Genomic DNA, 14,430 nt, shown 5'->3' on the forward strand with positions numbered 1-14,430 from the left:
TACCTGTTTTAGGGAATGAAACAGCCCTGCTTTCCAAGGGGGGAAACCGGAAAATCTTGTTCCCTCCCCAATACATACGGGGAGGGTTAGGGTGGGGTAAAACCTTGGTTAATCAACTATTTCAGACTTGTGTATACACCGTAGCCGAGTCGGAGAGGGACGGTTTTGCGTAGTAAAACCAGGGAGAGGTTTTTTGATTGAGCAAATTGGGTAGATATTATATGAGCAATCGAATTCACGTTAATGTTAATTGTCATCGTGTGTTCTACTGTGCGATCGCTTACTAGCCCAAGTTAGGCATCGCCGACAATTAATGCTGCATAACATAGGCCAACTAGCTATCATTAGCTAAGTGGTATGCCAGATATATCGACGGCAATACCATTTAGCTAGCAGTCTTTCTTGACTGCTTACACTCGCACCCATAAAAAGTAGTTTGATCCACTTTCTATTCCCTGCTCTCTATTGTGATACGCATTGGCTAAAAGTACTCTAAATAAGTACGGGGTGCAAAAAATACAAAAAATTCTTCAAGATTCAAGATTAAGGATACGGCTATGGCAACCGAACAGTTAACTAGAGACAGCGACAATCTAGATTTAAATCAGCTACTAAAAACGCTGAATGCTGTTAAACAGGGTGACTTCTCTGCTCGGATGCCCATAGATCATACTGGTGTGGCAGGGAAAATAGCTGATACGCTCAATGATATTATTTACCAGAATGAGCGGATGGCGGCGGAACTACAACGGATTGGTAACGTTGTTGGCAAAGAAGGAAAAATTGTCGAACGTGCCTCTCTCGGAGATGTTCAAGGTTCTTGGTCAGATTGTGTTAATTCTGTCAATACTCTAATTACAGATTTAGTTCAACCAACAGCTGAAACTACTCGCGTAATTCGGTCGGTCGCTAATGGTGACTTATCACAAACGATCGCCACAGAAATTGAAGGCAGACCCCTGCAAGGTGAGTTTCTCCAAACTGCTAATATCGTCAACACGATGGTAGATCGGCTTGGTTCCTTTGCATCGGAAGTAACAAGGGTTGCCCGTGAGGTGGGAACTGAAGGGAAGTTGGGCGTTCAAGCCGAAGTGCAAGGTGTGGCTGGCACTTGGAAAGATTTGACTGATAACGTTAACTTGATGGCGGGTAATCTCACCGGACAAGTTCGCAACATTGCCGAAGTTGCTACTGCGATCGCAAATGGTGACTTATCTAAAAAAATCACTGTAAATGTCAAAGGCGAAATTCTGGAGTTGAAAAACACCGTCAACACGATGGTGGATCAACTAAATTCCTTTGCATCGGAAGTAACGCGAGTTGCGCGTGAGGTGGGAACTGAAGGAAAGTTGGGCGTTCAAGCAGAAGTTAAAGGTGTAGCAGGTACTTGGAAGGATTTAACTGACAACGTTAACTTGATGGCAGGAAATTTAACTGCTCAAGTCCGTAACATTGCGGAAGTGACAACGGCCGTAGCGAATGGCGACTTATCCAAGAAAATCACTGTTGATGTAAAAGGCGAAATTTTAGAGTTGAAAAACACCGTCAACATCATGGTGGATCAGCTTAATTCTTTTGCATCGGAAGTAACAAGGGTTGCGCGTGAGGTGGGTGCAGAAGGAAAATTAGGCGGTCAAGCAGAAGTTCGCGGGGTAGCAGGTACGTGGAAAGACCTGACCGATAGTGTGAATTTCATGGCGGGAAGCTTGACGGCACAGGTGCGGAATATTGCCGAAGTGACAACGGCGGTAGCAAATGGCGACTTATCTAAGAAAATCACTGTCGATGTGAAAGGTGAAATTCTAGAGTTGAAAAATACCATTAATACAATGGTGGATCAGCTTAATTCCTTTGCATCGGAAGTGACGCGGGTGGCGCGTGAGGTGGGAACTGAAGGGAAGTTAGGCGTACAAGCAGAAGTCCGAGGAGTAGCGGGGACTTGGAAAGATTTAACTGATAACGTTAACTTAATGGCGGGTAATCTCACCGGACAGGTGCGAAATATTGCCGAAGTTGCCACTGCGATCGCAAATGGTGATCTATCTAAAAAAATCACCGTCGATGTTAGAGGTGAAATTTTTGAACTGAAGAATACCATCAATATAATGGTAGATCAACTCAGTTCCTTTGCAAGTGAAGTGACAAGGGTTGCTCGTGAGGTGGGCAGTGAAGGTAAACTGGGTGTGCAAGCCGATGTGCGCGGCGTGGCTGGCACTTGGAAAGATTTAACTGACAGCGTAAACTTCATGGCGGGAAGTTTAACGGCACAGGTGCGGAATATTGCCGAAGTAACTACGGCAGTTGCAACAGGCGACTTATCCAAGAAAATCACCGTTGATGTCAAAGGCGAAATTCTGGAACTTAAAAACACCATCAACACAATGGTGGATCAACTCAATTCTTTTGCATCAGAAGTAACAAGGGTTGCCCGTGAGGTGGGAAGTGAAGGGAAACTGGGCGTGCAAGCAGAAGTGCGCGGCGTGGCGGGTACGTGGAAAGATTTAACCGACAGCGTGAACTTCATGGCGGGAAGCTTGACAGCACAAGTACGGAATATTGCCGAAGTAACTACGGCGGTTGCAACAGGCGACTTATCCAAGAAAATCACTGTTGATGTTAAAGGTGAAATTCTGGAGTTGAAAAATACCATTAATACAATGGTGGATCAACTTAGTTCCTTTGCATCGGAAGTAACAAGGGTTGCCCGTGAGGTGGGAACTGAAGGTAAATTGGGTGTACAAGCAGAAGTGAAAGACGTTGCTGGTACTTGGAAAGATTTAACCGACAGCGTAAACTTCATGGCGGGAAGCTTGACGGCACAGGTGCGGAACATTGCCGAAGTGACAACTGCGATCGCCAATGGTGACTTATCTAAGAAAATTACTGTTGCCGTCAAAGGCGAAATTCTCGAACTCAAGAATACCATCAATATAATGGTGGATCAACTCAACTCCTTTGCATCGGAAGTAACGCGAGTCGCCCGTGAGGTGGGAAGCGAGGGTAAGCTGGGTGTACAAGCAGATGTGCGCGGTGTAGCTGGAACTTGGAAAGATTTAACTGATAGCGTAAACTTCATGGCGGGAAGCTTAACGGCACAGGTGCGAAACATTGCTACAGTGACTACGGCAGTGGCAAATGGCGACCTCTCGAAGAAAATCTCCGTTGATGTCAAAGGTGAAATTTTAGAGTTGAAGAACACCATCAATACAATGGTGGATCAACTCAACTCCTTTGCAAGTGAAGTGACGCGCGTGGCGCGGGAGGTGGGAACTGAGGGTAAATTGGGCGTACAAGCAGAAGTTAAGGGAGTCGCAGGTACTTGGAAGGATCTCACCGAAAGTGTGAACTTCATGGCGGGAAGTTTGACGGCGCAAGTGCGGAACATTGCCGAAGTTACCACGGCAGTAGCTAACGGTGACTTATCCAAGAAAATCACCGTCGATGTGAAAGGTGAAATTCAGGAACTCAAAAACACCATTAATACAATGGTGGATCAGCTAAATTCTTTTGCATCAGAAGTTACCAGGGTTGCCCGTGAGGTAGGAACCGAAGGTAAATTAGGCGTGCAAGCTTACGTCAGAGGAGTTGCAGGTACTTGGAAAGATTTAACAGACAACGTTAACTCGATGGCGGGAAACCTTACCGGACAAGTTCGTAACATCGCGGAAGTTACCAAGGCGGTAGCTAATGGCGACTTATCTAAAAAAATTACCGTCGATGCCAAAGGCGAAATTTTGGACTTGAAGAACACCACCAACACAATGGTGGATCAACTTAGTTCCTTTGCCAGTGAAGTAACACGGGTGGCGCGGGAAGTGGGAACTGAAGGAAAGTTAGGCGGACAAGCTCAAGTCCAAGGTGTTGCAGGGACTTGGAAAGATTTAACAGATAACGTTAACTCGATGGCGGGTAACTTAACGGCACAAGTGCGCGGTATTGCCAGAGTTGTAACAGCAGTTGCTAACGGTGACTTGAAACGGAAACTAATGCTAGATGCTAAGGGAGAAATTGAAACCTTGGCAGAGACAATCAACGAGATGATTGATACTCTAGCAACATTTGCCAATCAGGTAACTACAGTAGCGCGGGAAGTGGGAATTGAAGGGAAGTTAGGCGGACAAGCGAGAGTCCCTGGCGCGGCTGGAACTTGGAAAGATTTGACGGATAATGTAAATGAACTTGCTGCTACACTGACAACTCAGTTGCGAGCGATCGCAGAAGTTGCTACAGCTGTAACTAAGGGTGATTTAACTCGTTCAATTGCCGTCGAAGCACTAGGGGAAGTAGCGATACTCAAAGACAACATCAACCAGATGATTGCCAATCTGCGGGAAACAACGCAGAAAAATACCGAACAAGACTGGTTGAAAACTAACTTAGCTAAGTTTACCCGAATGCTCCAAGGGCAGCGAGACTTGGAAACTGTATCTAAACTAATTCTCTCAGAACTAGCACCTTTGGTAGGAGCGCAACACGGCGTATTCTTCCTGATGGACTCCTTGGAAAATACACCGTATTTGAAACTAATTAGTAGCTATGCTTACCGCGAACGCAGACATCTAGCTAACCGCTTCCACTTGGGTGAAGGTTTGGTGGGACAATGCGCTTTAGAAAAAGAGCGAATTCTGTTGACGGATGTACCAAATGATTATGTCAAAATTGCTTCTGGGTTAGGAGAAGCTACGCCCCTGAATGCCGTGGTGTTACCTGTACTCTTTGAAGGACAGGTGACAGCAGTGATTGAATTAGCATCCTTCCGCCGCTTTAGCGAAATTCATCTGACATTCTTCGATCAGCTTACCGAAAGTATCGCGATCGTCCTCAACACGATCGCAGCATCGATGCGAACTGAAGAATTGCTCAAGCAGTCGCAATCTTTGGCTGAAGAACTTCAAACCCAGCAAAGCGAACTCCGCGAAACCAACAAGCGCTTAGAACAACAAGCCCAATCACTCAAAACCTCTGAAGATTTACTCAAAGGACAGCAAGAGGAACTGCAACAAACCAACGCCGAATTAGAAGAAAAGGCAGAGTTGTTGGCGATGCAGAAGAAAGAAGTCGAGCGCAAAAATCGGGAAATTGAACAAGCAAGGCTCTCTTTAGAAGACAAAGCTGAACAACTTGCCCTCTCCTCAAAATACAAATCAGAATTCCTCGCCAATATGTCCCATGAACTGCGGACACCGCTAAATAGCTTGTTGATTTTGGCGAAATTGTTGACAGATAATATCGAGCGCAACCTCACTGCCAAGCAAGTCGAATACAGCCAGACAATTTACTCAGCCGGTACTGACTTGTTGGCGTTAATCAATGACATTCTGGATCTCGCGAAAATTGAATCTGGAACCATGTCCATTGACATGACTCAAATGCCATTGGCAGAGTTGGGCGAACAGATTGAGCGCACCTTCCGACAAATCGCTCAGAGCAAAGGACTTGGTTTCGCAATTGAATTTACTCCCGAATTACCACACAGTATTTATACAGATGTCAAACGTATCCAACAGGTATTGAAAAATCTGCTCTCCAACGCTTTTAAATTTACAGAGCATGGGGAGGTACGCTTACGGATTGCGGTGGCCAAGCTAGGGTGGAGCAACGACAACGAAACCTTAAATCGTGCCCAGCTGGTGATTGCTTTCTCAGTCAGCGATACAGGCATTGGCATTGCCCCCGAAAAACAGAAAGTGATTTTTGAAGCATTCCAGCAAGCCGATGGCTCTACCAGTCGCAGATACGGCGGTACCGGATTAGGCTTATCAATTAGCCGCGAAATTGCCCGTCTATTCGGCGGCGAAATTAAACTCATCAGTCAACCCGGTGAAGGTAGCACCTTCACATTCTACTTACCACAATTGAGTGCTGAGTCACGAGCGTTGAGTGCTGAGTCACGAGTGCTGAGTGCTGAGTTTAGATCGACACTCCCCACTCCCTACTCCTTCCTCCCCACTACTTCGGCTTCGCTCAGTACAAGTCCTCACTCAGCACTCAGCACTCAGCACTCAGCACTCATAAATGACGATCGCACGACTATAGAAAGAGGCGATCGCGTGTTACTAATTGTCGAAGATGACGTTAATTTTGCGCGTATCCTTCTAGATATGGCGCAACAACAAGGATTTAAGGTGATAGCAGCCCAAACCGGTAGTACAGGTTTGATGCTAGCGCAGCAATTCCTACCTTCAGCCATTTTGCTAGATATCCGATTGCCAGAAATGGATGGTTGGACGGTATTGGATCGTCTCAAACATGACCCAAATACCCGTCACATTCCCGTACATATCATGACTGTTGAAGAAGGAAAACAGCGCGGTTTACAACTAGGTGCGATCGCATATCTCCAAAAACCCTTAACCAGCGAGACAATATCCGAGGCGTTGACCAAAATTAAAGGTTTTGTTGAGCGCCAAGTGAAAAATTTATTGGTAGTCGAAGACGACGACACTCAACGGCTGAGTATTGTTGAGTTGATTGGTAACAGCGATGTTTCAACTACTGCTGTGGCTGACGGTGCATCTGCTCTAGAAGCTATTCGCACCCAGCATTTTGATTGCCTTGTCCTCGATTTAGGGCTACCCGACATGACCGGGTTTGAACTGATCGAGCAGATAAAGCTTTTACCTCACGGTAAAACTTTACCAATTATTGTCTACACAGGTAGAGAAATTAGCAAAGCTCAAGAAACAGAACTCAGACGAATTGCCGAAACAATCATCATTAAAGATGTGCGATCGCCCGAACGTCTGCTTGATGAAACAGCATTATTTTTACACCGAGTCCAAGCAAATTTACCTGCACCAAAACGACAAATACTCGAACAACTGCATTCACAAGACTACTTACTGACTGGCAAAAAAGCGCTAATTGTAGACGACGATATGCGGAATATCTTCGCCCTTACCAGTATGCTGGAGCGTTATCAAATCCAGGTTTTATATGCTGAGAATGGCAGAGAGGGAATTGCTATGTTAGAAAATACACCAGATATTGATGTTGTTTTGATGGACGTAATGATGCCAGAAATGGATGGTTACGAAACAACACGCACGATCCGCCAAAACGAGCAATTTAAATCTTTGCCGATTATTGCACTGACCGCTAAAGCCATGCAAGGCGATCGCGAGAAGTGTATTGAAGCCGGCGCATCAGACTACATTACTAAACCCGTAGATACCGAACAATTGCTGTCGCTGTTGCGTGTTTGGCTATATCGTTAATGATGCGATCGCTTTCACTAATTCCTCTGGATCTACGGGTTTGGAAATATGCTGTTGAAATCCGGCAGCGATCGCTTGCTGATGATCTATCTCACTAGCGTAAGCAGTTAAAGCGATCGCAGGAATTGTCCCTCCTTGCTCTGGTTCCAGGCTCCTCACCTGTCGCATCAGCATATAGCCATCCATTTCGGGCATCCCGATATCGCTGATAATTAGATTTGGCTGGGATTGACTCAATGCAGTTAAAGCTTCAATGCCTGAAGCGACAACGGTAACAGTTGCACCATATTGCTCCAGCATGAAGGGCAAAAATTCTCGCATATCTGCATCATCATCCACCATCAGAATCTCTAAGCCAGACAATGGTGAAGACTGAGCCGCCACCAGTGAAAAGTTAGCTTTTGCATCCTTAATTCCTTTGTTTTCATCCTGTAAGCATGGAAGTCTGACGGTGAAAATTGCTCCTTGTCCTTCGCCCAGACTTTCTGCTTGCACAGTTCCCCCGTGAAGTTCTACGAGATGGCGGACGATCGCTAATCCTAAACCTAAACCGCCAAATTTTCGAGTTGTCGCCCCATCTGCTTGACGGAAATAATCAAAGACATAAGGTAAAAACTCAGGTGCAATCCCTTTTCCTGTGTCAGTTACACAAATTTGTACCTGTGAGCTAACTTGCTCTAATTTAATTTTTACCTGTCCCCCAGTAGAAGTAAACTTAATGGCATTAGAAAGAATATTCCAAATGACTTGTTGCAATCGATTGGCATCGCCTAAAACGTCCCCGACACCAGATTTAAGACTTGTCTGAATTTGGATAGATTTAGCCTCCGCCGATAAACGCACTGTCTCGATCGCAGCTTCAATGACTGATACCAAATTAATCCGGTCAAAGTCGAGGTTAAGTTTACCCTGAAGGATGCGGGAAACATCGAGCAAATCTTCAATTAATTGGGTTTGTAACTTGGCATTACGCTCAATGGTTTCTAGGGCGCGATCGCTTGTTGCTTGATCGAGCTTGCGGCTTCGCATCAGTTTTGCCCAACCGAGAATCGGGTTGAGTGGGGTTCTCAGTTCATGAGATAAGACAGCAAGAAATTCATCTTTGATGCGGTTTGCTGATTCAGCAGCGCTTCGTGCGGTTAGTTCGGCTTCGTAAAGATGGGCACGAGCGATCGCTTGGGCGCATTGTTGAGCAACAGCCAAGATAAACGCTTGATCTTCTCCACTCAATTGTTGAGGCTGGGCAAATCCTAAAGTTATACCTCCAACTGCCGAACCTTCTACCATTAATGGAATAGAAATCCAGGCTTCAAAGTCGTATTTGGAGTAAGCTTCAGCTAAATGAGGGTAACGAGCGATCCGATTTTTTGTTGATTCAGCCCAAATAGGTTGCCCAGTCCGCACAGCTTCTGTTAAGGGAGAAGGTAAATCAATGGAAAAATGCCGCCAAGTGTCTACCGAATCTTGGTTATAGCCAACCGCCCGCACAATTTCCAGTTCAGTTTTACTTTCATTCACCAAGGCGACAAGAGCAGAACTGGCTCCCAAGGCAGCCATACTCTGCTCGACAATCACATCAGATACTTGGGCTGGTGTCAGCGATTCTGAAAGAGCAGCTGTGATGGATTGAAGACGGGCAATGCGCTCTAATGCTCGTTCTGCTGTTTTTTGTGCTTGCTGCGCTTCTTGGTAAAGGCGAGCATTATCAATAGCGATCGCCGCCCGATGAGCAATATTCTCCGCCAGTGACAAGTCAGCCATGCTGTAACGACGTTCTGATTCAGCATTTACAAAGGAAATAGCACCAAAAATTCTTCCACGTGCCATTAATGGCAAAATTATACAAGATTTTAAACCAAGCTCACGTATAATACGCAGATGTTCTGGATCTGGGATGGCTCTTGCTAGCAATGCATCTGAAATTTCAGTTATCATTTCAGCTTGTCCAGTACGCAAAACTTTAGGCACGCCTTCCTGTGCATCCAAATTTCTGGGATAACGTTGATAAAGTTCCCAGCCTAGTCTCACTTTCTGTGGATCGCGGTGAGCAACTGCTACCCGATTAATTGATTGGTTGTCTTGCAACAGATCAACGCCGCACCAATCGGCAAAGTAAGGCACAACCAGGTTGGCTACACTTGCTAGCGTACTTTCGTAATCGAGGGAGGAGGCGAGTGTTGCACTGACTTGAGCTAAAAACCCGGCTCGTTGTTGATTGGCTTCTGCTTCCAGGCGCGCGGTTTGCTCTTGAATCAGTTGAATACGTTCAGCCTCAGATTGTTTGCGTAAGCGAAGCTCGTCGTAGACATCGGTGACATCAAGCACAACACCACTCATGTGTGTGGCTTTACCTGCTTCATTGAAAAAGGCTTTTCCCCGACAGGCTGCGTAACGAATACTACCGTCATCTTGAATAATTCGATATTCTAAATCATGCTCCACGCCTTCGTTAATTGCTCGATTCAATGATTGAGCCAGCAATCCTTGATCGTTTGGATGCAGACGAGCTAAAATTGCTTCGGAAGTGCCAGCAAAAGTTTCAGGTGTCAACCCAAATAATTGATAAATCTGCTCATCCAATTCAAAGCGATCGCTGGCAATATCCCAACTCCAAACACCGATTTGGGCAGCTTTCAACGCCAGATTGAGTTTTTCTTGACTATTTTCTAGACCTTGATAAAGACGAGCATTTTCTAAAGAAATAGCAATTTGAACTGTCAATATTTCCAATATAGAAAGCTTGTCCTTTGTAAAGGCGCTGGAAAAAAGATTATTTTCTAAATATAAAATACCAATTAATTTTGACTGAAGCGCGATCGGTAAACAAAGTACAGATTTAGGTTGTTTTCGGATTATATACTCGTCTTTGGAAAACAGATTTTGCTCAGTGGCATCCTGCAAAATCACTGTTTCTTGAGTTCGCTGAACATAATTCAGTATTGATTGCGGAATAACCTGTGAAATTTCACCCTCTAATACAGGTCTATAAACATTGAGCTTTTCTGCTTGGAGATTAAATTTAGCTTCTACTTCGATCATTAAGTTTTGCTCATCTTCAAGCAATAAATAACCAATTTCTGCTCCTGCTTGCTCAACAACAATCTGCATTAAAGTCTTCAACAACCGCGAAAACACAATCTCACTAGATATGGTTTGAGACGCTTTAACGACCGATAAAAAGTCTAACTGTTCACCTGTGCTGAAAAACGTTCCATTAGAGATAAGCTGTTGTTGTGGCAATAGCTGAGGATAGGATTCTTCAAGGTGTTTAACTTTAGCAAATGCCTCCCAGCGTACATAAGCATTTTTAGCTTCTTGCAAGTAGGTTTTGGCAATTAATTCAAACTTCCGTTCTACATAAAATTTAGCGCATAGCTCATTAGCCAAAGCTTCATATTGCACAAATCCTTGCTCACGGGCTGAAGCAATTGATTGCTCATACAAGCGCATTGCATCTAAATCTCGATTTTCAATGCGAGCTATTTCAGCAGCTACTAATTGAGACTTGTGTAAGAAGTTTGCAGGGCAGTGGTTAGCCCAGTATTGCAATTGCTGCTGATGGAATTTTAAGGTTTGCAAAAACTGTTTTTGCTCTTGCTCAGATACTGTTGGATAAAGAGCCGTGAGAGTCAGTGAGTAATATAAGATATAATCTGTTTCAATTAGTGATGCTAGTGTTTTAACTGGGAAATTAGACAATTTTAATGCAGAGTTAAATGCCTCTGTATATTTTCCATAAGTAAAAAATATAATTAATTTAATAATATGATAAAAAATAATCCCACTGACAAAACCTGCATCTGTAATAATAGACAAAGCTGATGCTTCATCAAATTCATCATTACTTAGAGTCAGATTGTGATGAGTCAGTCCACGCAGATTCATCAGTAGCATCTGCTGTAGTTTGATTGTCTGATAGACAGTCTCATGTTTAGACTGGCGGGCGAATGCAGTATATTTTTCTAGAGATTTGTATGTTTCTGCAAGTGGAAAACCTAACTGGATAATTTGCCACGAGCTTTGATAACCATTGTAGTTAGCCATCGTCACATCACCAGCTTCTACACAGCCAATAAATCCCCGCTCTAAAAATGGAATATCGTTCAAAATATGGTTACACCAAAGGTTAATATGACTTCCATGAATGTGCAGAACAACTCCTCTAAGTTTCAAGTCATGTAACTTTTCATTTAATTGAATTGTCATCTCAGAGAATGCGTAACCTGTAGGAATATCATTGAAGATAGAAACCAACAACATGGCATACATGCTGTAGGCAAAACATGAATCTTCTGTATTACCAAACTTGAGTGAGTAGTTAACTGCTTTAAGTACGACTAAGGGAAAAACATCGGGTCTACCGAGATAAGTAGGTGGCCCCAAAGCGGTCAACAAACTAATGACTGTTTTAATATTTGGATCTTGGATTAATATAGCATTAATTAAATCAGAGACTTGTCTATTACCTAAATTGGTTAATATCTGGTTTGTTTCAATTGCGATCGCAGCTTGCACTTCCTCATTTGTATCAGGGAATGTCACCCCGAAAAGTTTTAAAGCTTCTAATCCCAATGTCAGCGCCTCTTCATACCTTCCTGCAACTTGATAGAGTCTGATTTGCAGCATATAAATATTAGATTTATCGATAGAAGACGCTGCTTTTATAAATAGCAATTCAAATAATTTTTCTGTTTGTACTAAATTACCTGTTAAAAATTCACACTCAGCTAATTCTCTGAATAGCGTAAATGTTTGTTCATATTGTTCAATCCAGGCATTTTCAGCTAAAAGATTCATGGCAACGCTAAAAAATTTTTTAGCAGGAGCGTAGGCTGTAGAAGCTTTTGATTTCTTAGCAGCGATTAAATTCAACCGTAGCAATTCATCTTTTTCTGTCTGTTCAATAATTAGATCCACAGCGAAATTGAGTTGATTGACTAAATCAAATATTTGCTCGTTTACTTGTTCAAAATTAGCATTTTTCAGCAAAAGTCGTCCAATTGCCAGGTGAACTGCTGACTTTGATTCATCAGCAATTAAGGAGTATGCAGCTTGCTGAACTCGGTCATGATAGAAACGATAGTTTTTCTGAGTAGTTTCATCTGATATGGGTATAATTAATCCTCTTAAAATTGCATCAACAAGCGCATTCGTTGTTTTCTCAATAGATTGTTCACCAACGATCGCTAAAATTTCTAAATCAAAACGATTACCAATACAAGAAGCTAACTTAAGCACCTGTTGAGTTGCGGCTGGCAGTTTTTGCAGCCGCTCAATCATCAGACTAACAATATTATCTGTAATCCCTTGAGCTTCAATCTGAGTTAAATTCCATCGCCAAATACGATATTGGCGGTCAAAAATCAGCAGATTTTCTTGATACAGTGTTTTCAGAAATTCATTGACAAAAAAAGGATTGCCGTCAGTTTTTTGGATAATCAATTGAGCAAGAGGTTCTACTTGTTCTACTGAACTATGCAAGGTATCAGCAATCAACTGATTTACATAAACAATACTCAATGGGGTAAGGATAATTTCGGTTATTCTTGCTCCATACTGGCAAACCTTCTCCATCATCAAACTAAAGGGATGCACAACATCTACTTCGTTATCTCGAAAGACCAAAATGAAGCAGAGATATTGGATACTAGACCCAGTAATGACGGTTTGAATTAAATTTAAAGTAGCGCTGTCTGCCCACTGCATATCATCTAAAAAAACAGTGAGAGGATGCTCTTTTTGAGCAAAGACGCTGATAAAATTCTGAAACACCAAATTAAATCGGTTTTGAGATTCGGCAGGCCCCAACTCTGGTATAGGAGGCTGTTCTCCAACAATTAATTCAACTTCGGGAATTACATCTGCGATCAATCTACCATTGTTTCCTAATGCTGCTTGTATTCGCTTTTTCCAGGTAGCAAGTTGATCTTCAGGGTGCGTTAAAATTTGTCGAGCGAGTGTTTGAAAAGCTTGAACAATAGTGGAATAAGGAATATCTCGTTTGTACTGATCAAATTTACCAAAGATAAAAACCCCACGTTCTCTAACAATGGGTTTGTGAATCTCTTTCACCAAAGAAGATTTACCAACCCCAGCATAGCCAGAAATTAAAACCAGTTCTGGTTTACCTTGACTAACAACTCGTTCAAATGCTTGTAAAAGCTTGGCAATCTCTGCTTCTCGCCCATACAATTTTTGAGGAATTTGAAAACGCTCTGAGATATCTTGTTCACCCAAAACAAAGGATTGAATTTGTCCAGTTGTCTCCAATTGTTTTAAGCATTGTTCCAGATCGAATTGCAAACCTAAAGCGCTCTGATATCTCTGTTCTGCAACCTTCGACAACAATTTGATGATGATGTCACAGAGCATTTGAGGAATATCAGACTTTAACTTATTCGGGGATGGTGGAGATTTGGCAATATGACAATGCACCCACTCTAAGGGGTCTTTACCTTGAAATGGTAGCTGACCTGTTAGCATCTCATAAAAGGTGATTCCCAGAGAATACAAATCGCTGCGATGGTCAATTCCTCGATTCATCCGCGCAGTTTGCTCAGGTGACAAATATGGTAGACTGCCTTCAATTTCACTGAAACTGCTAACTATTTGCTGCTGGTATGGAATGAAGGTAGCAATTCCAAAATCGGCAATTTTGACCTGATTAGTTTCGAGGTTAATTAAGATATTTTGCGGCTTAATATCCTTGTGGACAATATGATAAGTATGAATTTGTGCAAGTTTACTAGTGATTTCAATGGCAATTTTCAGAAACGGCACAGGCTGTTGAAATTGGCCTAGTAACTGGTCAAGCGATCGCCCCTGAAAATCCTCCATAATTAAATAAGGGATTCCCTGATGCATCTCTAAGGCGTAAGCTTTAACTACGGCTGGGGTGTTTAACCTTTGAGCGATCGCATACTCATGTTTGAGTTGTTCAATATTATTGGGTGTACACTGTTCTAGACGTAGCCCTTTGATAATTACCGGACGCTGATCTTTAACCCTAATTCCACGGTATATGACTGCTTTTACCCCTGCTTTTAACAAACTGACAATTTGAAATCCGGGTAATGCAATCATCATGCCAAATACTCCAGCCGTGCTTCTTCTATAGTTCGAGCCTAATTGTATTTTAGATACATTTCCTTGGGCAGATGAAATTTAGATGATATTCAGTTTGGATAATTTACGTTCTGCTAACTCCCAAACG

General features: G+C 43.0%; 2 protein-coding genes. One reads left to right on the plus strand and one right to left on the minus strand.

Going from position 1 to position 14,430, the window contains the following annotated elements:
• The first annotated feature begins 557 nt into the window (after positions 1-557).
• The gene (locus RMY16_RS06275) at positions 558-7,217 is read left to right on the plus strand and encodes a HAMP domain-containing protein (protein ID WP_322735624.1); all 6,660 of its coding nucleotides are present in this window, start codon (positions 558-560) and stop codon (positions 7,215-7,217) included.
• Here RMY16_RS06275 and RMY16_RS06280 read toward each other — a convergent pair.
• Positions 7,206-14,303 carry an AAA family ATPase gene (locus tag RMY16_RS06280; protein ID WP_322735625.1) on the minus strand — a complete coding sequence of 2,366 codons (7,098 nt, stop codon included), beginning with the start codon at positions 14,301-14,303 and terminating at the stop codon, positions 7,206-7,208. The two genes, RMY16_RS06275 and RMY16_RS06280, sit on opposite strands and share 12 nt — an antisense overlap.
• Positions 14,304-14,430: the final 127 nt, after the last annotated feature.

It is taken from the genome of Nostoc sp. DedQUE12b, from assembly GCF_034530835.1.
Taxonomy (GTDB): domain Bacteria; phylum Cyanobacteriota; class Cyanobacteriia; order Cyanobacteriales; family Nostocaceae; genus Nostoc.